Consider the following 21,920-nt stretch of genomic DNA (forward strand, 5'->3'; position numbering starts at 1 on the left):
CCTGGTACCCACCCCCGCCCATGCGCAGCACCGTGCGTTGCACCGATTGCGTGCGCGCGGCGTCACCATCGAGACCGCCACCGACCAACGGCCATTGGCCGGTTTCACCGGACCCGTCATCGCCTACGCCCCGGACTTGCCGACCCTGGCCGCCGCCGAGCAGCTACCCATCACCTGCGCGGTCCTGGCCCTCGCCGCCGAGAACATCCCTCTCAGCCCGTGGGTGGACGCCTTCACCCCCCGACACCTGGCCGGACACGTCCTGACCCCGCTGCAGCCCCTCCTGCCCGATGCCACTGTGCGCCGGGCCATGGTGTACTTCACCCACCGCCTCGTCGCCACTTCTCCCGCGAACGAGCCCTCAACGCTTCACGGCATCGTCGCAGGGATACGTCATCTGCAGGGCCAGGGGTGCGTGTTCACCACCGAGGAGTTGCTCGCTCTGGCTCTCCAACTGAACTGGTCCCCCAGCGCTATCGGGCGGTTGCAGCACATGCTCACTGACGCGTTCCCAGCACCAGCGGCCTGGCCCACACAGCCATCCAGCCCCAGGCCACCCTCAAACCCCTGAACCATCCCTACCCACCCCCAGGATCCAGCCCCCGCCCCCGCGCGGCGACCCCGAGAATAGGCCCAGGGCCTCCAACTGCACCTAGGCCGCGGTAGACGCGAATGTCTGGACAGTCGCCGAGACCAGGAACGGTCATCAACTCTGACCGGAATACTCCACCCACACTCACCCGTGAAGGCCCCAAAACTCCCTCTGCCAACAAATGGCGGCGTCTCGCAACTCAAACCCCTCATAACCCATGCCTTCTAAGACGCCGTGACGCACGGCTGCAATGCGTGTGCAGCTATACGCTGCAATGAATACAATTCATATTGTGCTTTGCATCCGTTGACTACGGGAAGAATTATGGGCTTCAAGGTGTTTGACAAGAGGATGACCCCGCTGGCCAAGGCGCCCAGCGTGACGATCCAGAAGCGCGGCGTGATCTCGCTGAACAAGGCCGCCCACCACCTCGTGAACAACGCCGAAACCGTGGAACTGCTCCACGACCGCGAACGGCAGGTCATGGCCCTACGCGCCGCCGATGACTCCTCACCCCACACCCACGCGGTGCGCAACAGCTCCAAGCGCGGCCCCGGACAGGCCATTGTCTCCGCGACTGCCTTCACCGCCCATACGGGATCGACACCACCGTTACAAGGCGGTGGAAGCCTTTTGTGGAGAACACCATGCTCTGCGTGGATTTATCCGCACAAGGTACGGTTATCACCGGTAACCGCACCAAGAGCACGGCATTGGTAGATTCTGCTGGCGAGAATGATTCCTCAGTCGAAGATTCTGTAATTGACTCACTGGCCACAGATAATTCCGGACCTGCTGAGTGACACACCGGCACCGCCGCTTCCCCGCTCGGTAAAGGAAAGGAATGTATCTGATAGCTCGGAAGGTTAAAGTGCACCTTGAGGACGACCTCGACGGTGGCCCCGCCGAGCACACCGTGACTTTCGCCCTAGACCGCAAGGACTACGAGATCGACCTCTCCGACGACAACGCGCAGAAACTGCGCGAGGTGCTGCATCCCTATGCCGCTGCCAGTCGCAAGACCACCCGCATCACTGGGGCCCGTGGCGCCTGGGGCCGCTCCACGAGCAGCGACCTGGACTCGGCGAAGATCCGGGCCTGAGCGAAGGAGAACGGCCACCCGGTCTCCAACGGCGGACGCATTCACCAGTTCGTCAAAGACGCCTACTACGCGGCTCACTGACCTCTCTGCCGATAGATACTCTCCCTTCCGCCGCTACACCACGGTCCATGCGCATGTAGCCCTGGGTCCAATGGATGTCAGGCAAGTCCTACAAAGGCTGCAGGGATGGAGGACAAATCAAACCTCGAGGGGCAAGGCCCCGCAATCGATCCAGGGTACAGGGCCTTGCCCCTGGCCATGATCAGGAAGACCTGGCCGCAGGTTGAATGCTCTCTGGCTCCTGTGTCGCTGTCACGGTCCAGGTCGAGACCGTAGCCCGGTGGACTGACGGAGATCGACGCGCCCAAACCACGTGGGCGGTGGAGCAGTTGCCCATCAGAGCCGGAGCGGCCAGTACAGGATCCGGAGACGGAAGCGTCGGCGCCGCCGGAGCAGAAACTGCTGCGCTTGGAGCAAATGGTGCGGGGGCCGAACCGATGGACTCATACCCGACATCGGACCCAAGTATAAATGAGGACATGAACACAAGTTAAAGGAGTGTTGATTATACCTAGAGGTGATTTTCCAGTGAATTAATTGTGACCGATCTCATGGCCTGCAACGTTAAGGTTCCGACAGATTGAAGGGATTTCCGCACCTTCCTCGTCCAGGGATATTATTCAGGTATGAGGAATATGCGGAACTCGAAACTAACAGTCGTCGGAGCTGGAAGTGTAGGGACCAGCATCGCCTATGCCGCCCTGATCCGAGGATCCGCCCGACATGTCGCTCTTTACGACATCGCCACTGAAAAAGTTGAGGCTGAGGTGCTCGACCTTGCGCACGGGACCCAGTTCACCGGCGCGAGCGACATCACCGGCGGATCCGATCTGTCGGTGGTCGAGGGGTCTCAGGTGGTCGTGGTCACCGCAGGCGCCAAGCAGAAGCCGGGACAGTCGCGCACCGAACTCGCCTCGGTCAACGCCGACATCATCTCCGGGATGATGCCTGATCTGCTCAAAGTCGCCCCCGATGCCGTCTACGTCCTGGTGACCAATCCCTGCGATGTGCTCACGGTGCTCGCGGCAGAGGCCTCGGGCCTGCCGCGGAACCGGATCTTCTCCTCCGGCACGGTGCTCGACACCTCGCGGCTGCGGTGGAAGCTGGCCCAGCGCGTCGGGGTGAACACCAGCAGCATTCATGCCTTCATCGTGGGCGAGCACGGGGACACGGAGTTCCCTCTGTGGTCGGAAGCCAGGATCGGCCCCGTCCCGATCCTGGACTGGGAGACAGAGGACCACCCCCGCCTGACCGTCGAGGAACTGGACCACATCGCCACCGACGTCCGTGATGCCGCTTATAAGGTGATCAAGGGCAAAGGGGCGACGAACAACGCGATCGGCCTGTCCAGCGCCCGCATCGTCGAAGCAGTCCTGCAGGATGAGAAGGCGGTGCTGCCTGTGAGCACGGTCTTGGAGGACTTTCACGGCATCGACGGAATAGCGCTGTCGGTTCCCTCCGTCGTGGGTTCCACCGGAGCCACGCCGATTCCGAACACGCCGTTCTCGCAGGAGGAGCTTCAGCTCCTTCATCGCTCCTCCGACGCCCTGGCCGGCGTCTTGGACTCGCTGCGCAACTGACCGGCCGTCACCGGACCCATCGCTCGACTCGTCGTTCCGCCTGTTACGACGGTGAATCATCTCCGCCCTTTTCCCGGCACACCCCTGTCGCAGTGCCCTGGCAGGAAGGCGGCCTGCAAAGATATGAAAGCTTGAGGAAGTGCCCTGATGTGGACCCAGACGACTGATCCCTTAGGCCTCTTGTGGCTGTCAGCCTTCGTAGCAGCACTCCCGATCGTGACATTCTTGCTGTGCCTAGTCGTGTTCAAGATGACGGGCATCAAAGCAGCAGGGATCGCTCTCCTTTTGGAAGTGATTGTGGCCCTGTGGGTCTTCGGGATGCCGGCACCGTCCGTGGCCGGGGCAGGGTTGCTGGGGCTGCTGAGCGCCATCTGGCCCATCGCCTACATCATCGTGATGTCGGTGTGGCTCTACAAACTGGCGGTCGCCAGCGGACGATTCGACGTGATCCGTTCTTCGATCGCGCAGATTTCAGCGGATCAACGGATCCAGGTTCTGCTGATCAGCTTTTCCTTCGGGGCGTTCCTGGAAGGAGTGGCAGGTTTCGGTGTTCCGATCGCCATCTGCGCCGCCATGCTGGTGCAATTAGGATTCCGGCCGCTCAAAGCCGCGATGGTGAGCCTCGTGGCCAATTTCGCCGCCGGGGCCTACGGTGCTGTCGGCATCCCGGTGATCGTCGGCGCGCAGGTCGGCGGGGTGGACGTGATGGAGCTCTCCCGCGATCTGGTTCTCATCCTGCAACCACTGACCTTTCTCATCCCCTTCCTGCTGGTGGTCATCCTCGACGGCTGGCGTGGACAGCGGGAAACGTGGCCGGCGACCGTGGCGCTGACCACAGTGTTCTCACTCAGCCAGGCCGGCATCCTGATCTTCCTCGGACCCGAGCTCGCCGCTATTGTGCCGGGCCTGCTGGGCATGGTGACGCTGGCAGCTCTGGGGCGGGTGTGGCGGCCTCGGCGGATCTTCCGCGAGAACGGCGTCGAGGCGTCCTCCGTGGAGGGGCACACCCCGGGTGAGGTCGTCGCTGCGTGGAGCCCGTTCTACATCCTCACGGCGTTCGTCTTCGTGTGGAGCACCCCGTACTTCAAGGGGTTCTTCCTTCCCGGAGGCGCGTTGGACTGGTCCGTGCTTACCCTGCCCATTCCGGGTGTGACCGAGCAGATCACCACGGCCGGCGGCGCCGTCGTTGCAAGCACGTGGAGCTGGACCCCAATCAATGCGACCGGCACCGCGCTTCTGCTGGCAGTGCTCGCGACCTACCTCACCACGTCGAGGATCACCGGATCGATGTTCCTCGGACAGTTGCAACGCACGGTCCGTGAGCTGTGGCAGGCACTGGTGCTGATCGGTGTGATCCTGGTTCTGGCGAACATCGCCAACCTGTCCGGAGGCTCAGCAAGCATCGGCAACGCTCTGTCGGCGGCCGGGCCCCTGTTCCCCCTGTTCGCGCCCATCATCGGGTGGGTCGGAGTGTTCCTCACCGGATCGGTCGTGAACAACAACACCCTGTTCGCTCAGCTGCAAGCAACAACAGCCAGTGAGATCGGCGTCGGTTCAACGCTGTTAGTGGCCGCCAACACGGCCGGGGGTACCGCCGCCAAGGTCATCTCTCCCCAGTCGATCGCGATCGCAGCCGGCGCCGTCGGACTCTCCGGGCGGGAGAGCGAAATCCTCCGGGCCTCGATCATCTACAGCGCCGGCCTGCTGGCTTTCATCAGCGTGTGGACCCTGGTGCTGTCACTGACAGGAATCTCCCTCCACTGAGGCCGACACCAGGCCCCGGCCTGGTCGATACGAGAGCCCAGGACAAGAGCTTAAGACGACGAAAGGAAAGCAATAGTGATGGTAGAGCAAGCAAAGCAAATCGTAGTGGGCTACGACGGGTCCGAGTTCAGTGACCGCGCCCTGGACTGGGCCATCCGCGAAGCCGGGGCCTTGTCGATGGAAGTGAAGGTAGTGGTGTCCCTGGGCCGGCCCGTGGCCATGGGCCCCAGTATCTACGGTGTCTTCCTGCAGTCCATCGAGGAAGAAGCTGAGCAGGTCGCAGCAACCGCGGTGTCCCGGGCCCGGGCCCACGGTGTGACGGCTCGCGGGGTGGTGGAACACGGGGACGCGGCCGGGGTGCTGGTGCACGAGTCGCAGACCGCCTCGGTGCTGGTGGTAGGCAAGCGCGGCCGGCACGGAGTGCGCGGACGGGTCGGATCCGTCTCGGCCGCGGTGGCAGCCCACGCCAGGTGCCCCGTCATGGTCCTACCCGACCGGTGGGACCCGCAGACCGGAACCAGGGAGGGCTCCTTCGCAGGCCAGGTCGTGGTCGGGGTGGACAAGCTCGGGACGGACAATCCCGCGATCAGAGTCGCCGCCCAGTACGCCGAGAACCACGCCTGGGGTCTGGCCCTGATCACCGTGGTACCCGAGACCGTGAGCGTGCTCCCCGGATCCGTAGGAGCAAACCGGACGGTGTATGAGCACCTCACCGGCTCCGCCCAGGCTCTGCTAGACCAAGTCGCTCAGGAGATCGGTGCGGAACACACTGGGCTGAGGATCGATACGTCGGTGCTGACCGGGGTTCCCGCCGACCAACTCCTCGAAGCCACCCGATCGGCTGAGCTCGTGGCCGTAGGCAGCCGCGGCTACGGCGGATTCCGGGGCCTGCTCATGGGCTCGGTCTCCCAGGCCGTGCTCAACGACGGTGAAAGCCCCGTCCTGATCATCCCCAACCACCCGAACACCTGATCCAGGAGCCTTCCAGTGATGGCTGCCGCCCGGACGTCGTCGTGGGGCTCCCATGGATGTGATGCAGGCGTGGACCATGGAACATCGGCCGGGGTTCGGTCGCTCTGTGGCCGCGCGGCATCAGTGGACACCTTGACGAAGTTGTCACCACCGGGACCGTCCATTGTGAGGCGCCCATCACCGGATGCACTGTCTCGTGACGGTGACGACGGTCGTGGCCACGACAGGAGCAGGAGGTGCGCATCGGCCCGGCTGCGGTCTCCCTGATGGTGGAGTTACGGTTCAAGGGACTGCCTTCTCTCCTTGTCTAAAAAGATCACTACTCTCACATGTGGTGTTGGGCACGAAAGCCAGCAGAAGCACCTGTGGCCACCCCTGGACCCGCGACGATGGGTACTGACGGATCAACCGTCCACGGCCCACGAAAGGCGACACCGCCATGACATCCCCCGGCAACGCAGAACCCATCCACCAGTAGGTGGCCTCACTGGGGGAACTGGTGGTCGGCGATCACGTCGAAGCGTGGACGGGATCGGTGTTGCACTGCTCAGGGACCGTGGAAACCATTGCCGCTGATCTCGGAGTCCTGTGGATTCGTAAGGACCGGATAGGCGCCCGCCGGCTACTCGATATCCACGAACACCACCTCCATCACCGCAGCCCCCACCCCACCAGCTTGAGCCCCAGAACTGGGGACAACATGAAAAGTGACCTTCCTACTCCCAGCCGATACCGTTGACGCATCACGACGGGTGACCAGCCGGGGGGCTGGGACGCTCGACGTGGATCATGTTCGAGCGGGCAGCCGGGGGGCTGGGACGCTGGGCATCGATCAGATGACCGCCGCCCTGGTGGGTAGAGGACCTGTGATCTTGTGGTCAGTCGTCGGGGGGCGACTTTTCTTCCCCACTAGGGGCGGCGGTCCATCACTTCCCTGATACACCAACCCCGACCTTGCGCGGGCGCTCTGGAATCACCCTCATGCTCTCCCGCGGTAGACCCGGTGGCTATCACCAACGGGGCCCACGATCCCTGCCGGGACGGCAGGAGTATCAGCGGGGACGGCCCAGCACCACCATGAGGCCCCCCCGAGGTGAGCGGAGCCCACCGCCTAGAGGTGGAGGAGGACCTCATGAACCAGCCCAGCACCGACTCCACCCAAACAGGATCGATCCTGGCCGCACCTGCCCGCGCGGCCATCTTCACAGCACTGCGCCCGGCACTGGAAGCCCTCTTTGTCGAGGCCGGCAACGATGCCTAGTTCAGCGCAGAGGCCCGCCGGATCCTGCGGGCCCTGGTCCGCACCCGACCGGAGAACACTCTGGCCCTGGCTGATCTCGCCACCCGCGGGTCCACCCCCAAAGCTCGTGTCCCGGCCGCCCTCCACGAACTGGAAACCCGCGGCTACCTCCACCGCCTCACCCATATCGCCCCACACCTCACGACAGCACTCCCTGCCCCAGCCCCGGCAGAACCCCGGGCATCGACCGCCGCCCCAACGAAACAGGTAAAAATGCTCCACGCCCCCTGACATCCGTTCCCCCACCTGCACAGGCCAGCCCACGTCTGACGTAACGAAAGGCCCCGCTCACCTTCCGACCGTCGTTGACACCCGCACCACGCCAGAGGCCACCTCGCCGCACGACACCCACACCCACAGACACTATGGGCGCAAGAATCAGGACGGTACGGACACCGCCCAACACCGGGGCGCCGGCAGCGGAGACATTGAAGCTATTGACGATCCGGTCGACTCCTTGGCCTCTGGGAAGCCGCCCTGGCCCTGAGGCGTCAAGTGAACCGCAAGCTGTCCCACCTGTACCCTGGCGCAGTGGTCGAACAGAGCAGGTGGATGAACAAGGTGCAAGCCGATCCCGGACACTCCGCCTGGTACGTCGAGCGTTTCCGGGCCCTGGCCGCCAGCGGGGAGGACATCGTCGGGGAGGCGCGGCTGATCTACGCCATGGTGCCCCGCCGCTCGAGGGTCCTCGACGCCGGATGCGGGCCTGGTCGCAACAGCGGTTACCTGCACCGGGCAGGACACACCGTCGTCGGCGTCGACGTCGACCCCACCCTGATCGCCGCAGCACGCGAGGACCACCCCGGCCCTGAGTGGATCGTGGGAGATCTAGCCGAGTTGGACCTGCCCGCCTGCGGTATCCCCGAACCCTTCGACATCATCCTGTGCGCGGGCAACGTCATGACGTTCCTGGCTTCGAGCACGCGCACCGAGGTACTGCACCGCTTCCACCGGCACCTGGCCCCCGGCGGGCGGGCAGTCATCGGTTTCGGCGCCGGGCGCGGCTACCCCTTCACGCAGTTCCTGGCCGACGCCGAGCAGGCGGGGCTGGTGCCCGACCTGCTCCTGGCCACCTGGGACCTACGACCCTTCCAGGACGACAGCGAATTCCTCGTGGCCGTACTATCCCACCCCACAAATCCGGGTCTCTGAGAGCAAACCCGCCAAGCTGCAGACCGAGCACCCCGCGATCACCTTCATGCCTGCGCTTACCGAACACCCATCACAGGCGAAACGAGTGCCCCAGCCTCCCAGCCAGAACAATCGACGCATCCCCACAACAAGATGTCTCGTATCCCTTAGGGCGCAAGACGGGTTCAGCTCAGAGCCCCGCAGCGTCCTCGCCTCGGACTATGTCCAGGCTGGCTTCCCGTGCCCAGGCGTTCCACTGCTCGGCCGCCCGAACAGCGTCCTCCCGGCGCCAGTAGAAACCATCCAGGGACAGGACGACTTCCCACCCGCCAATGCCCTCGGCGTTCGGTTGGGTCTGAACCGCCCGCAACATATGCGGGATCGATCCTCTGGCAAGGAAATCGGCGGCACCATCGGAACTCATGAGCCCACCGTAGGACAGGTCACCAAACGCACGAGGATCAAGACAACCATGACCTCTGTGCTGGTCCACAACCATGTGCCGGCAGGTTGAACGCCCCCACCGTCAGTGATAGTCGAGTCTTGCAACCAAAGCGCCTCGTAACCCTTGGACTGCGAGACGTCCCAACGCCTCAAAAGTTCCTAAGACTCGGTCTCACCCGCCGGCGGACCCCCACCAAAGACAGGGTCAGCCGGTGAACCGTTCATAGGCACTCTGCCGGGAGGTGTTCAACGCCCAGCCGACCCCGGCCCACGAGGCCCCGCTCCCCCGGGCATCCTCCACGGCATCGTGCAGCGCCACGCCGGCCCCGCGCTCTAACAGACGCAGGAACCGCACTCGCTCCAAGGCTCGGTCGGCGGTTTCAACGGTCTTCACGGTCGCCCACGCATCGGCAGCCATGCGCAGGAACTGAGCCACTGCCACTCCGTCACGGTCGTCCACCGGCACGGAATGATCAGCCAGGGCCGCCCCCAGCCCCCACGCCGCGTGCGGCGCCGTCACGCCTTGCTGTCCATCGTGCTCGAGCACGTCCACCTCCGAGGTGTCATGAAACCCTGACACCGTCAGGATCTCCTGACACTGCTACGAGGTCAAGCACTCCAAGCTGGCACCCGAGCACGCATTCCTCTCACTGACTCCAGTCTTGCAACCAAGGCGTCGCACAACCCTTGGATTGAGAGAAGGGGACTGGTGCACTGCTAGGTCAACCTGCCACCTGTCGCTGCGACAGTCCCAACCGTGGGGCAGGTCAGAGCCAACCAAAGTCGGGGCAGTCCCATGTGGCTATAGGCTGTGGCATACCGCCATCCAGTCGGAAACGTCAGCAGTGTCCAAAACGGACGTAACCGCTAGATCCCAGCGTGTCGCCTGTAGCCACCCGTCGACGTTGGACAACCTCAGGCCATTGCATCCCGACACGGTCAACCGCACACATGACGGCCATGGCGACAGTTTGCCCCTCCCCCACCGCCGCAGCCGACCGCGGACATTCCCTGACGACGGGCGATCAGTCGATCAAAATCGGAGAACTAATACGTGTCGGAGTCGATCCAGCACTCTCTCGCCAAGATGCTGTCCGACCTGACCACCGCGACCAGCGCCAAGGAGACGTTCGAGGAGGTCGAAGCCCTCCTGGATCGCGACGAGTACCTCGGCCACGCCCTGAGTACGACGACGAGGGCATGTTCGACTGCGCCAGCCCGGGCCGCGTCCATTACGCCTCCCGGGACGGTCAACTGCGAGTCGCCGTCGAGTCCCTCGGTGTGGACCAGTTTGCCGTCAAGATGTTCAACGACGAGACCGGGCCCTGCTTTATGGAAACCTACGGTGCCGCTGAGGCAGAGCGCCTTGCCGGCGACCTGGCCGGATTCGAGGGCCTTGACCGAGATTGACAGCCGTACAGCATTACGTTGTTGAGTTTAACCGGTTCATCATGTCCAACAAGTGCTGCTGTTGCATTGCGTCAGCTGTCTGATCGATGAAACTCGAACTCGATAGCGGCTGGCGACGGACTCTTGTTGTGTTGTCCGGTCTTGTCATGTTGCACATGTGGCACAAGTTCGACGCAAGAAACAACGACGCCATGACCCGTCAAAACTCACCGGCATAGCCAGCTTCTTGTTGCGTCGTGCATGTTTATCTTGTTCTACTTGTTACACATGTTCGACAAGTTTAACCGCCCAGTGGATTCCCTGGCGTGTGTTGGCGCCACAGGGTCCCTTGTTGTGTTGCCCATGCTTGCCTTGTTCTACCCATAGGTCTTGCAGAGACTTCTACTGCTGATAGGTGTCGAAGTGGACCGGGCGGCGTCGGCCGCGTCATTGCATAACGCATGGTGCAGAGTCTGCATGTAGTGCCAAGTTCAACGAGTCTCACCCGCTCGACCAGGTGAGTCGGTCCAACCCACGCTCCATGCCGGGGTGCCATCAGGTGCTAGCCCGATAGCGCCGGTTCCACATGTTGAACCTGCATAATGTGACAAGCGGTCCTGATCCAGGTACGCCCCACGTTCCGCTCGTCGCTGGCTTGTCGGTTCCGGTCGAATAGGTAGCTGAAGTTCCGGTCGAAAAGTGAGCAGCTCGTCCAACGATTGGAGAGTGATCACTGTGGAGGATTGGGCGCTGATCCGTCAGCTGCATCGGGTGGAGGGCTTGTCGCAGGCGGCGATTGCCAGGAGGTTGTCGCTGTCGCGGAACACGGTGGCGAAGGCGATCCGTTCCACGGACCCGCCGGCCTACAGTCGGCGTCCGCCGGTGGAGGGGGCGTTCAGCGAGGTCGAGGCCGCGGTGCGGGATCTGCTGGGCCGGTTCCCGTCGATGCCCACCGCGGTGCTCGCCGAGCGGGTCGGCTGGGACGGGTCGAGGTCGTGGTTCTACGCCAACGTGGCCCGGTTGCGCCCGGGGTACCGGGTGGCGGATCCGGCGGACCGGCTGATCCATCATCCCGGGGAGCAGATCCAGTGCGATCTGTGGTTCCCGGGCCGGCTGATCCCGGATCATGCCGGGGTGGTGCGGGACTTCCCGGTGCTGGTGATGGTCGCCTCCCACTCCCGCTACGCGACGGCGGTGTTGCTGCCCAGCCGGACGACCGGGGACCTGCTGGCGGGGATGTGGTGGTGCCTGGCCGAGGGCTTCACCGCGGTGCCGCGGCAGCTGTTGTGGGACAACGAGGCCGGCATCGGCCGGGGTGGCAAGCTCGCCGAGGGCGTGGCCGGATTCTGTGGGGCGCTGGGGGTGCGGCTGGTGCAGGCCCGGCCCTACGATCCCGAGACCAAGGGCGTGGTGGAGCGGTTCAACGGGTACCTGGCCACCTCGTTCCTGCCCGGGCGCACCTTCGCCGCCCCGGTCGACTTCCAGGCCCAGCTCACCGATTGGCTGGTCATCGCCAACCAGCGCACCCACCGCACCACCCGCACCCGCCCGGTGCAGGCCCTGGCCGCCGAGCGGGAGTCGATGGGGCCCCTGCCGCCGGTGGACCCGGTGGTCGGGCACCGCTTCACCACGCGCCTGCCCCGGGACTACTACGTCACCGCCGCCGGGACCGCCTACTCCGTGCACCCCGGCGCGATCGGGCGCCTGGTCGAGGTGGTCGTGGACCTGCACACCGTCACCGTGACCTGTGCTGGGCGCACGGTGGCCACCCACCAGCGGGCCTGGGGATCCGGGGCCACCGTCACGGACCCGGTCCACGTGGCCGCCGCTGCCCTCATGCGCCGGACCCACCAGCAGCCCCGTACCGAGGGCGCTGCCGGCGGGCCGGTCGAGGTCGCCGATCTCGGGGTCTACGACCGGATCTTCGGGATCGAGGTCGCCTGATGCGCCCGGCCACCGGCCCCGCTGGGCGGGCGCTGACGGATGCGGACAAGCAGATCCTCCACCACGCCCGGGAACTGAAGGCCCCCAGGATCGCTGCCGACTACGCCCGGATCGCTGACACCGCCCGGGCCCAGCAGTGGAGTCTGGAGGAGTACCTCGCCGCGGTACTGGGGACCGAGGCCGCGGCCCGGGCCGCCTCGGGGGCCGCGCTGCGGATCAAGGCCGCCGGTTTCGAGGCGATCAAGACGCTCACCGACTTCGACTTCACTGCCCAGCCCTCCTTGGACCGCGGTGTGATCGCGCGCCTGGAAGCCGGGGCGTACCTGGTGCAGGCCGGCAACGTGGTGCTGCTCGGGCCCCCGGGCACCGGCAAGACCCATGTGGCCACCGGGTTGGGGATCGCCGCGGCCCGGACCGGGCACCGGGTCGCGTTCAACTCCGCCACCGGCTGGATCACCCGCCTGCACGCCGCCCACGCGACCGGGCGCCTGGAGGCGGAGCTGGCCAAGATCGCCAGGATCCCGTTGGTCATCATCGATGAGCTGGGCTACGTGCCGATCGAGGCCGAGGCTGCGAATCTGTTCTTCCAGCTGGTCTCGACCCGCTACGAGAAGGCCTCGCTGATCATCACCTCGAACCTGCCCTTTTCCCGGTGGGGCGAGGTCTTCGGCGACACCACGATCGCCGCGGCGATGATCGACCGCATCGTTCATCACGCCGAGATCATCACCACCAAGGGCACCAGCTACCGCATCCGACACACCAGCATCGAGACCCTGCCTTCCGTCACCGAGACCGGACCGGCAGACTAGAACGACCCCGCGAGGTGCTCACTTTTCACACGGACAAACAGCTCAAACTTCGAGCGGAACCGACATGGCTGCCGCTGGCACCGAGCAAGGGATAAAAATTGTTGTGTTCACTACGTTGAACATGTTTGACCTGTTGAAGCGTGTAACCGGTTAGGGTGATGGACGACAGCCTTCCCCAAGTCACCGGCCGTACACCCGGCCGAGAGGGACATCCACGATGATCTACACCGTCGCCTTCCCCAAGGGCGGAACGACCAAGACCACCACCGCGGCCGAACTGATCTGGACACTGGCCCAGCGAGGCCGGCGAGTCCTAGCCGTCGACCTGGACATGCAGGGCACGCTGACGCAGCGCCTGGGCTTCACCGATGCCACGGAGTTCAACGGCACAGCCGCAGATGTGCTGACCGCCAGGATGACCATCGAAGAGGCTGCGACCGAGGCGCCTGACATCGAGGGCGTCGAGGTGCTGGTCGGCCAGCACGACCTGTCTCTGGTCGATGTGAACAGTGTTGACGACCTCATCACCTCGCTACGGGACCTCCTGCCAGACGTGGCCGATCGCTACGACGACGTCGTGATTGACACCCCGCCGGCCATGAGCGACCTCAGCATTACCGGAATGGCAGCGGCGGAGTACCTCATCGCCCCTGTGGTGTGCGACGTGGAGGCGTACACGCAGGTCGACTACTTCGAGTCGGTGATCGAGAAGCGGCTGGCGCCGAGGATCAACAGGGGGCTGAAGATCGGCGCGATCATCCCCACGCGCTACGACGGCCGCCGTCTGCTGGACCGTGAGCTCATGCTGACGCTGCGCGAGGAGTACGGGGAGTCCACGAAGGTCACTGATCCAATCCGTGAGGGCATCGCAGCTCGTGATGCGACACGCTCGGCCATGCCGGTGGGCCAGTACGATCCCAAGTCGAATCCGGCTAAGGACTACGCAAGGGTGTTCGGCTCCCTGATTGGGGAGGCGTGACGATGCCGACCAAGCGCGTGAACAAGCTGGTGGGCAAGAAGACCCGCAACCAGGTGCGCGACGAAGCCCTGGAGCAGCAGCACCTGCGTGACGAGCAGCTTTTGGATGCCAGAGCCAACCAGCGCAGCAGCACCGCCGGCTCCGACGAGTCGGCCGACATCACGGTCTTCGAGCAGGCTGCCGAGACGCTGGCGAACGAGACCGCGCCGACGCCCGGACCCGTCACCTTGCCGGTGGGGGAGGGGACTCTGGTGCCGGCAGTGACCGCCGAGCCGGTGGGGGAAGGCTCCGATGAGGTGGTGGGGGAGTGGCCGGTGGCCGAGATCTTGAAGCCGCGGTCCAACGGGCAGACCCTCGACGACGCGCAGCAGCACGCCGAGCAGCCGGCGCTCGAGGACGAGGTCCCAGCTCAGGTGCCGGCCGGAGAGACCAGGCGACCGGAGCCTGCTACTCGAGAGAAGACCGAAAATGTGGTGCCGACCGCGGAGCCGATGGGGGAGGGGAGTGCCATGTCAGCACCCGCTGTCCATCCGAGCGGGCTCGCCGTCGCAGACTCCGAGGCTGTCAGGGGCCTCGAGCGGTACTCGCATCCCTTGCCGGGCCCGCGGACCACCACCGTCCCGATCGGCGTCTCGTTCTCACGCACCTCCCTGGACCACGCTAAGCGGGCGTATTCCTCCGACAAGCACCGGATCCCCGGCGGCGGGCCGACGTCCTTCGTCCGCTGGTTGCAGCGGGCGGTGCATCAGCACCTGGCCCTGAGCCCGGAGGAGCGGGAGACGGCGCTGCAGTCCGCTCCGCCGCCGGATGACGGCGGAAGGAAGATCTCCTACAACGTCTTGCTGCCCTACGACCTCCACCACCAGCTGATGGCCGAGCTTGACCGAGCCGAGATGGAGGGCTGGCAGGTGAACAAGTCGGCGTTCGTCCGCGAGGCGGTAGCCGTAGCGATCGGCCAGGCCCTGATCCGGGCGAACGTCACCCAGTTCCCGCCGCTGAAGGGCAAACTCAAGCACGCCCGCTGACCGGCGCATGGTTGACTGGGTGCATAAGTTCAACATGTCGGACAAGTACAACAAGTAGAACACAACAACGCCTCCACGCAGGCCGACGGCCTGTCCCCTATGGAGACGGCGGGCCGTCAGTCGTCGTGGTGGACGGTCAGGAATCACTTGGGAAGTGCTGGATCGCCAGTGGCATCTTGTCCTTTGCGAGATGCTGGCCGACCTCGTATAGCTCGTCCCAGTCATAGTGCAGCTCGGTGGCGTGTAGCACCAGGTCGCGCCGGGCGGCCACCAGCGAACTGGTGAGCTCGGTGTCGGCGATGATGCCGCGGACCTCGACGAAGGTGCGGTGGGCGTCGAGCTGGATGAAGTAGTTCTCGAAGGTGGACGGGTGGAGGTCGACGTCGCGCTCGATGGCGGACGACTCACCCATCAGCACGACGTCTTCGCACCAGCGGTGGACGTCGGCGGCGGTGGGCAGGGTGTGACGGTAGTGGGGGAGGGGTCATTTGCTGAGTACTCATGCCACCCACGTGTGTGACCACACATCCAGCGCACGTACTGCCCCGGGCCGGGCGACCAGGGCCTGGACAACGAGCACCGGGTCGGAGGCGTAGAGCCCGGCGTTGAGGAGCCCGGCGTTGAGGAGCCCGTTGAGCTCGATCACCACCCGGCGGCCGTTCTCGGCGATGTCCAGGTCGATGACGCAGTCGGCCCATTTCCGGATTCTCGCCGGCCAGATCCGCGGCCACCGGCTGACTCGAAGAGCTAACCTGCCACCACCTGGGACACGCCAACGTTGACTGGGAAATTTGGAAACTCATGCAGCGTGTTTCTGGAAACGATGTCGTTCGACTGACATACTTCCAACCATGACGACTATGCCTCGTACGCGCAGTCCCCGTGGCGGCCGCCCGTCCAAGGGCGAGCGACAGAAGGTATCTGCGAACCTTCCCATTGACCGGTACAACCAGTTTTGGGACATCGTGGAGTCCCGTGGCACTACCGCCAATGACCTGGCAGTCGAAATTATTACCGACTGGTTGGACCGTACGGCCATGTCGTCAACGAAGCCCGAGCAGCAGACGATCAATCTGGAGGAACGACGTATCGCCTGATCCCATGACTGCATGAGAAAGGACCCGCCTTCCCAGACGGGTCCCTCTCAAAACAAGTCTCGAAGCCGACCACCTGAGTCGCCAAACCTGTTGGTCTGCTTCGCATATAGCACCGGAGTGATTTCTTGCCCTATCACACCGGGGGTGCGTTACGTCCAGATTAGCACCCTGGGCCCCTGACGCCATACCCCCATGCCCAGAAGAAGTCCTTGATCTGCTAGGAATCTTGCCTCCGAGGCAGGAGACGAGCCCGGCCAGCAGATGGATCACGCACCACCGCCTGACCTATTTCAGGGCCGGGTACACCAAGCACCAGGCTTTGCCGAACAACGGTCAGTCCGTGGTCGAGTTCCCCTATGTCCAGATCAACCCGGCCGACAACATCAACTTTCTGGTGGTCGACGTGGACCGTTGCGACGCGCTCATGCTGCTGATGCATCCCGCCGTGCCACCGGCCACCTGGATCATCCACAAGCCCGAGTCTGGTCATGCTCAGGCAGGCTGGGCGATCGACCCGGTCTTCGTCGGTCGTGGTCACCGTCCCGGCCCGAAGCAGTACGCCGACTCGGTATTACGTTCCCTAACTCGGTTGGTCTACGGCGACGAGAACTTCACCCGATTCCTGGTTCAGAACCCATCTGCCCGCAACCCGGTGGGGGAGGTCTACTGGGGGAACAGGGCCACTCCGTGGCATCTGGGGGAGTTGATGGACCACATGAAGTCCTACGTCGATCCGTTTCACGACGAGATCCTCGACGGACCAGCCGTCTCGGCATGGCAACCCACTCCGGACAGAGCCAAGCAGTCGCGAAAAGTGCAGCAGTCGATTGCCAACACCTCTGGGCGCAACTGCTCTCTGTTCCGTAAGACCCTGCGGTGGCTCTGGACCCGGTGGCTCGGGGAGGAGCGCAAGCCACACGAACCTGATGCGCTGGCGTATGCCCGAACGCTCAATCGAGACCTCGAGCACCCGTTGCCAGACAAGGAAGTCCGGGAGCTGTCTGCCTCCGCGTGCCGTCAGGCACGCAAGGGCAACGGCCGACCACGTACGTCTAGCCATGGAGGCAAAAGAAACCAGTTCCTATCACGGAAGGGCCGGGTAGGGGGCAAAGCCACCTCGGAGGCGAAGGCTGAGGCAGCGGCAGCCAACGCGGCGACTGGGCGCACCGTGCGCTCGGCAATGACCGATGCGAAGGCGCTGAAGGCCCAAGCCCTGCACCTGGCGGGGGAATCGAAGCAGGCGATCGCCGAGCTGATGAGAGCCTCCGTCAAGACGGTAGGTCGTTGGTTAGCTCGGGTGGTGGAGGGTGCCGAGACCATCACACCACCTGTAGCTTCAAGAATGTCCAGGCGGGAGCAGCCCGGCGCTTTGCCATCTGACCAATCGGAAAGCGCCGACTGGGGGCACTCTGCATCGATTCCTGCGGACACCGGTGCAGTCCCTGACCCTGAGCCTGCCGAAACGCCAGCTGAACCAACGCTGCGCATGGACGAAGGCGCCATTTATCGCGGCCCAGAAGTCCTGCCCCCTATCCGACCTTCAGAGCCGCGTGTCTGGGCCACTCTTCAGCGCGCAATCGGTCGACCTCCGCGAGCCCGACCTCATTGACGCGCTTGAGAGTGGTGAGGTCGGTTTCATGTAGAGCCGGATATGTCCGCCTGATAGGGAGTCACTTCAGTCTTGCGTAGACCATGCCGGTGACAGGCTCTGTGTTCCGGGGCTGGCTCAGCGGTTCTTCGACGGAGACCGCACCGCACCAGTGGGGAGAGGGACAGCATCCACGGCCGCCTCGTGATGGGCGGTCCGGGGCAGAGCGCGGCTGGCAGGCCAGGGGTCCTCCAGGTGGCGGTACCAGGGGTTGCCATAGATCCGCAGCGGTGGTGGGACCGACTCCGGGTCGGGGCAGGCCGGTCGGTGGGATGGTCTCCGGCTTCCAAGAGGTGTTCGGCGCCGGCGAGAAGGGTGGCGGGGATCAGCAGGACACCGCCGTCGTTGCCCAGCAGTAGGTCCGAGTCCACCACGATGGCCGAGCGCCTGGCCGCCAGATTGTTGATGACCCGAGGGTGAACCTGGTTGCCGTGCCTGTGGTCGGGGCGGTCTCGACCCGTTCCACGGCGGTGACCTCCACCTCGGGCAGCTCCCGGCCGCTGAGCCGGTAGTCGAGCAGGGCCTGCTGGCTCAGGTTCAGCAGTGCCGGCATCAGGGCGGCAGGGGTGATCTTCACGGCCTCGGGCAGGGCCACGGTTATCCGGGCGGTGGTGCCGGCGGTGGTCTTCCGCAGCTGGGCTGCCACGGCGAAGGAGCCCACGACCGGGACCTCGCCCAGCACAGGGTTGGGCGTGCCGGCAGCGCTTACGGGAACTCCATGGGGGGATGGGAAAGGACCCAGGCTCTCACAGTGTCGCCTCGAGAAACTGGGGCGCGGTGGTCACCGGGCCTCCGTTTCGTCGTGCGCGCGGACTGTTACGGTCGCTCCAGCAAGTATCGAAAGCGATCGTCACCTCACCCGAGGAGGGTGACGATCACGCTCATCGATCACCGCCAAGTGCACCGGGGGGTCGGGTGAGGAGGCCAGGCGTGCATCTGACAAGCCTCCCTTGGACGGGGCATTTGCTAGAGCTGGGGGACGCATTCGCCGGCGCCGAGCTTGGCCAACCCGGCCCGGTCACCGGCGGTGAGGGCGGTGTTGTGCTCAGTGCTCACCCCGTGCATCAGGTGGGTGGGGTCCTCGACGTGGCCCAGGCCGAGGACGTGGCCAAGTTCGTGCATGATGACGGCCCGGACAATCTCGGCTCCTGCGGGGTGCTGGAGTGTCTCTTGCAGGTCGAGGGCGTCGAGGGTCATGAGGCCGGTGACGTAGGCGTGCGGGCTGTTGCCGACCTGCAGGTAGGTACTGCCGCCCAGCCCGGCGACCTCACCGGCCAAGTCCGGGTATTTCGTAGGGGTGGACCAGGTGATGAGCACGGGCGCCCAGCGTTCACCGTAGCGTTCGGGCTGGTAGGGCTGGCGGTCCTGTCGGGGTGCTTCGGTAGTAGTTCCGTCGTCGAGGAACTGCAATCCGGTGGCCGCAGAGATCTCGGCGATGGCTTGTTCGAGCAGTTGCTGTCCACCGGCGGGGGCCCCGTCGGGGCGCACGACGTAGCGGATGGGGCGGCACGGGTCGTAGGCGACGACCTGGTCACCGGGGCTCTGGGTGGCCAGCAGGCTGTACCCACCGGTGTCGGATACGACCGGGGGCGTCCCGAGGGGCTGGGCGGCTGAGTCCACCCCGGCCGGGGGACCGTAGGCGTTGTCGGCGTCCGCCGGCACCGGGATGCGCCCATCCGTGGACAACCCTGGGGTGTTGAGATCGGCAGATCCCACGATGACGTCCCCCTCGGGCACCGGATGGACAGTGGTGATGTCGACCGGCGGTTCAGATGCGGCCTGCTCCACGGGCCCGGAGGCGGGGCCGGGATCCTGTGGTGGCGGGGATGGTAGTGCCGGGGTGGAGGAGGCGCTGACGAATCTTTCCTGGACATGGGGCAGCACGAGGTATCCACCGATCGCCGGGACACCCACCACGAGCGTCAGCACCAACAAGGTCATCCCCCATGAGGTCCGGCGGGGACTACGGTCCGAGGCTGGAGGCTCCCAGCGGCGCCAGTCCGAGACTGGCGTCTCCCAGTTCACGGTCCGGTCGGCCCGACGGCGGCGCCGAGGTTGGCCTGCCGCAGCAGAGACGTCTTGTCGGCTCAGGGCCTCATCGATCACCCACTGCGGGACTGTACGTTTTTCGGTGTAACTCCTGAGCTGGGAGGCATGACCGATGGATGACGTGATGACGTCGCAGGACGTGGAGGTCCAGGAGCCCGTGACCGCTTTTGGGGAACAAGGGCAAGACGCCGAGCAGCGGCTCGGCAAGACGCCGGCGGTGGACCGGACGCTGGTGGCGCAACTGGTCGCCGGAGCCCGGGAGCAGGGCCTGGATCTGGCCGGGGAAAACGGGCTGCTGGGCCAGCTGACGAAGCTGGTGCTGGAGTCTGCCCTGGAAGGCGAGATCACCGATCACCTGGGCTACGAGCCCCACGAACGCGGCGGCTCGACCGACGGCAACAGCCGCAACGGCACCCGATCGAAGACGGTGCTGACCAAGGCAGGCCCGGTGGCGATCGAGGTGCCGCGCGACCGGGCCGGGACCTTCGAGCCGGGCATCGTGAAGAAGCGGCAGCGTCGGCTGGGCAGCGTTGAGGACATGGTGCTCTCGCTGTCCGCCCGCGGACTCACACACGGCGACATCTCCGCGCACCTGGCCGAGGTCTACGGTGCGGAGGTGTCGAAGACGACGATCTCCACGATCACGGACAAGGTCCTCGAGGGCATGGCCGAGTGGCAGAACCGCCCGCTGGACCCGGTGTATCCGGTGGTCTTCGTGGACTGTGTCCACGTCAAGGTGCGCGACGGGCAGGTTGCCAACCGGCCGATCTACATCGCCCTGGCTGTGACCGTGGACGGCAACCGCGACATCCTCGGGCTGTGGGCCGGGGACGGCGGGGACGGCGGGGAGGGCGGGGAGGGCGCGAAGTACTGGTTGCAGGTCCTGACCGAGATCAAGAGTGGCCCGCATCGCTGGGCTCATTTCATCGTCTGCGACGGCCTCAAGGGTCTGCCCGATTCCGTGGCCACCGTGTGGCCGGCCACGATCGTGCAGACGTGCGTGATCCATCTGATGAGGGCGAGCTTCCGCTACGCCGCCCGGCAGGACTGGGACGCGATCTCCCGAGCTCTCAAGCCCGTCTATCAGGCCGCGACCGTGGCCGAGGCCGAGGAACGCTTCTTGGAGTTCCAGGAGAAGTGGGGCCGGAAGTACCCGGCGATCGTCAGGCTCTGGTCGAATTCCTGGGCGGAGTTCGTGCCGTTCCTGCAGTTCGACCGCGAGATTCGCCGGGTCGTGTGCACCACGAATGCGATCGAGTCCGTCAACGCCCGAATCCGCAAGGCTGTCAGGGCCCGCGGCCACTTCCCCAACGAGCAGGCTGCGCTCAAGTGCGTCTACCTCGCCGTGATGGCCCTGGACCCGACCGGCAAGGGGCGGGCACGCTGGACCCAACGCTGGAAGGCAGCACTCAACGCATTCGAGATCACCTTCGACGGCCGGCTCTCCGCCGGTGGCCGCTGAACATCAACAACCCGAGTTACACCGAAAACTGGACAGACCCTCCGGTAGCCGGGCCTTATGTAAAAAGCGTTTGCAGAGCCCCTGCTGGTCATGAGCTTGGGCACCTGCCGTATCCCTCGGGGCCGCCCCCAGTGGCAAGCCAGGTCAACGACACCTATCCGTGCGGCAGTCCCAGTCGATGAAATGAGCCCAGCGATGCGGGCCACACGGTCGCCCCTCGACGACCTTGTCACTGGCAGTTCACCTGCGTGGTTGAGCCTGCACCTCCAGCTTGAGCATGCCTTCCGGGAACGCGCTCAGCGTTGTGGCCAGCTGCTGGTCGAGGTAGGTCAGCAGCAGGCGCCGGTAGACGATGCCTTCCGGGCTCACCCCGGCCCCACCGGCATGACGCCGTGTGGGCTCGACAGCAGCGATAACGGCGTCCAGGCGTGCGAGGTCGTCTGCGGTCCACGGGCTCTGGTACACCCGCAGGCGCCCACCGTACACGGGCAGAAGGGCTCGCCGGGCCGCTGTGACATCGGTGGCCGAGACCACGACCTCTTCCACCCCATCCGGGGCCACCCGGCGGAA

23 protein-coding genes are annotated in these 21,920 nt (G+C 65.1%); 16 read left to right on the forward strand and 7 right to left on the reverse strand.

Translation table 11 applies throughout. The annotated features are described in order from the left end of the window. The 8 genes from ABL57_RS01820 to ABL57_RS01850 all read left to right on the forward strand — a co-directional run. Positions 1-571 (forward strand): hypothetical protein (locus tag ABL57_RS01820; protein ID WP_047801738.1); only part of this gene is annotated, 571 nt, incomplete at its 5' end. Positions 572-916: 345 nt separating this feature from the next. Continuing rightward, complete coding sequence (locus tag ABL57_RS21600; protein WP_152683244.1) at positions 917-1,312, forward strand: hypothetical protein; 396 nt, start codon at positions 917-919, stop codon at positions 1,310-1,312. Between the two features lie 124 nt (positions 1,313-1,436). Further along, a complete protein-coding gene (locus ABL57_RS01825) occupies positions 1,437-1,694 on the forward strand; it encodes an Lsr2 family protein (protein ID WP_371212453.1) in 258 nt (85 codons plus the stop codon). 686 nt (positions 1,695-2,380) lie between these two features. Beyond that, positions 2,381-3,334, forward strand: coding sequence for an L-lactate dehydrogenase (locus ABL57_RS01830; RefSeq protein WP_047801739.1), 954 nt, complete (start codon positions 2,381-2,383; stop codon positions 3,332-3,334). Positions 3,335-3,481: 147 nt separating this feature from the next. Next, positions 3,482-5,098 (forward strand): L-lactate permease, encoded by a 1,617-nt coding sequence (locus ABL57_RS01835; RefSeq protein WP_047801740.1) that lies wholly within the window; start codon positions 3,482-3,484, stop codon positions 5,096-5,098. Positions 5,099-5,176: 78 nt separating this feature from the next. Beyond that, positions 5,177-6,070 carry a universal stress protein gene (locus ABL57_RS01840; RefSeq protein ID WP_047801741.1) on the forward strand — a complete coding sequence of 298 codons (894 nt, stop codon included), beginning with the start codon at positions 5,177-5,179 and terminating at the stop codon, positions 6,068-6,070. Between the two features lie 1,132 nt (positions 6,071-7,202). Beyond that, on the forward strand, positions 7,203-7,331 hold the full coding sequence (locus tag ABL57_RS23265) for a hypothetical protein (protein ID WP_256363807.1): 129 nt from the start codon (positions 7,203-7,205) through the stop codon (positions 7,329-7,331). A 591-nt stretch (positions 7,332-7,922) separates the two neighbouring features. Further along, a complete protein-coding gene (locus ABL57_RS01850; RefSeq protein WP_203225536.1) occupies positions 7,923-8,522 on the forward strand; it encodes a bifunctional 2-polyprenyl-6-hydroxyphenol methylase/3-demethylubiquinol 3-O-methyltransferase UbiG in 600 nt (199 codons plus the stop codon). Between the two features lie 169 nt (positions 8,523-8,691). Here the strand turns inward: ABL57_RS01850 and ABL57_RS01855 are convergent, their stop codons facing one another. Together ABL57_RS01855 and ABL57_RS01860 are read right to left on the reverse strand one after the other, a co-directional pair. Further along, positions 8,692-8,925: a hypothetical protein gene (locus ABL57_RS01855; protein ID WP_152683245.1), complete on the reverse strand. Its 234-nt coding sequence runs from the start codon at positions 8,923-8,925 to the stop codon at positions 8,692-8,694. A 225-nt stretch (positions 8,926-9,150) separates the two neighbouring features. Beyond that, positions 9,151-9,498: a hypothetical protein gene (locus ABL57_RS01860; RefSeq protein WP_152683246.1), complete on the reverse strand. Its 348-nt coding sequence runs from the start codon at positions 9,496-9,498 to the stop codon at positions 9,151-9,153. A 647-nt stretch (positions 9,499-10,145) separates the two neighbouring features. Here ABL57_RS01860 and ABL57_RS01870 point away from each other — a divergent pair. The 5 genes from ABL57_RS01870 to ABL57_RS01890 all read left to right on the forward strand — a co-directional run bounded on the left by ABL57_RS01870 (position 10,146) and on the right by ABL57_RS01890 (position 15,094). Beyond that, positions 10,146-10,355 carry a hypothetical protein gene (locus ABL57_RS01870; RefSeq protein WP_047801746.1) on the forward strand — a complete coding sequence of 70 codons (210 nt, stop codon included), beginning with the start codon at positions 10,146-10,148 and terminating at the stop codon, positions 10,353-10,355. A gap of 714 nt (positions 10,356-11,069) precedes the next feature. Continuing rightward, on the forward strand, positions 11,070-12,278 hold the full coding sequence (istA, locus tag ABL57_RS01875; protein WP_047801756.1) for an IS21 family transposase: 1,209 nt from the start codon (positions 11,070-11,072) through the stop codon (positions 12,276-12,278). Next, positions 12,278-13,090, forward strand: a complete 813-nt coding sequence (gene istB / locus ABL57_RS01880; protein WP_047801747.1) for an IS21-like element helper ATPase IstB — start codon at positions 12,278-12,280, stop codon at positions 13,088-13,090. Before istA ends, istB begins: the two co-directional genes overlap by 1 nt. A gap of 217 nt (positions 13,091-13,307) precedes the next feature. Further along, positions 13,308-14,069, forward strand: a complete 762-nt coding sequence (locus tag ABL57_RS01885) for a ParA family protein (protein ID WP_047801748.1) — start codon at positions 13,308-13,310, stop codon at positions 14,067-14,069. A 2-nt stretch (positions 14,070-14,071) separates the two neighbouring features. Next, entirely contained in the window at positions 14,072-15,094 is a 1,023-nt protein-coding gene (locus ABL57_RS01890) for a hypothetical protein (RefSeq protein ID WP_047801749.1), read from the forward strand. 136 nt (positions 15,095-15,230) lie between these two features. Here ABL57_RS01890 and ABL57_RS01895 read toward each other — a convergent pair whose 3' ends face one another. Beyond that, complete coding sequence (locus tag ABL57_RS01895) at positions 15,231-15,512, reverse strand: hypothetical protein (RefSeq protein ID WP_047801750.1); 282 nt, start codon at positions 15,510-15,512, stop codon at positions 15,231-15,233. 81 nt (positions 15,513-15,593) lie between these two features. Further along, positions 15,594-15,743 (reverse strand): hypothetical protein, encoded by a 150-nt coding sequence (locus ABL57_RS22140; RefSeq protein ID WP_160310764.1) that lies wholly within the window; start codon positions 15,741-15,743, stop codon positions 15,594-15,596. Positions 15,744-15,945: 202 nt separating this feature from the next. Here ABL57_RS22140 and ABL57_RS21605 point away from each other — a divergent pair, with 202 nt between their 5' ends. Together ABL57_RS21605 and ABL57_RS21035 are read left to right on the forward strand one after the other, a co-directional pair. Next, complete coding sequence (locus ABL57_RS21605; RefSeq protein WP_136341073.1) at positions 15,946-16,191, forward strand: hypothetical protein; 246 nt, start codon at positions 15,946-15,948, stop codon at positions 16,189-16,191. Between the two features lie 340 nt (positions 16,192-16,531). Continuing rightward, positions 16,532-17,800, forward strand: a complete 1,269-nt coding sequence (locus tag ABL57_RS21035; protein WP_152683247.1) for a replication initiation protein — start codon at positions 16,532-16,534, stop codon at positions 17,798-17,800. 364 nt (positions 17,801-18,164) lie between these two features. Here ABL57_RS21035 and ABL57_RS01905 read toward each other — a convergent pair whose 3' ends face one another. Continuing rightward, the gene (locus tag ABL57_RS01905) at positions 18,165-18,500 is read right to left on the reverse strand and encodes a hypothetical protein (RefSeq protein WP_152683248.1); all 336 of its coding nucleotides are present in this window, start codon (positions 18,498-18,500) and stop codon (positions 18,165-18,167) included. Positions 18,501-18,805: 305 nt separating this feature from the next. Further along, positions 18,806-19,780: a matrixin family metalloprotease gene (locus ABL57_RS01910; RefSeq protein WP_082157164.1), complete on the reverse strand. Its 975-nt coding sequence runs from the start codon at positions 19,778-19,780 to the stop codon at positions 18,806-18,808. A gap of 232 nt (positions 19,781-20,012) precedes the next feature. Between ABL57_RS01910 and ABL57_RS01915 the strand changes: the two genes are divergently transcribed. After that, the gene (locus ABL57_RS01915) at positions 20,013-21,350 is read left to right on the forward strand and encodes an IS256 family transposase (RefSeq protein ID WP_047801753.1); all 1,338 of its coding nucleotides are present in this window, start codon (positions 20,013-20,015) and stop codon (positions 21,348-21,350) included. A gap of 240 nt (positions 21,351-21,590) precedes the next feature. On the opposite strand, the gene ABL57_RS01920 is transcribed toward ABL57_RS01915, so the two are convergent. Continuing rightward, the coding region (locus ABL57_RS01920; RefSeq protein WP_203225537.1) for a hypothetical protein at positions 21,591-21,920 on the reverse strand (330 nt) is incomplete at its 5' end.

The sequence above is a fragment of the Kocuria sp. SM24M-10 genome, from assembly GCF_001027955.1.
Taxonomy (GTDB): domain Bacteria; phylum Actinomycetota; class Actinomycetes; order Actinomycetales; family Micrococcaceae; genus Kocuria; species Kocuria oceani.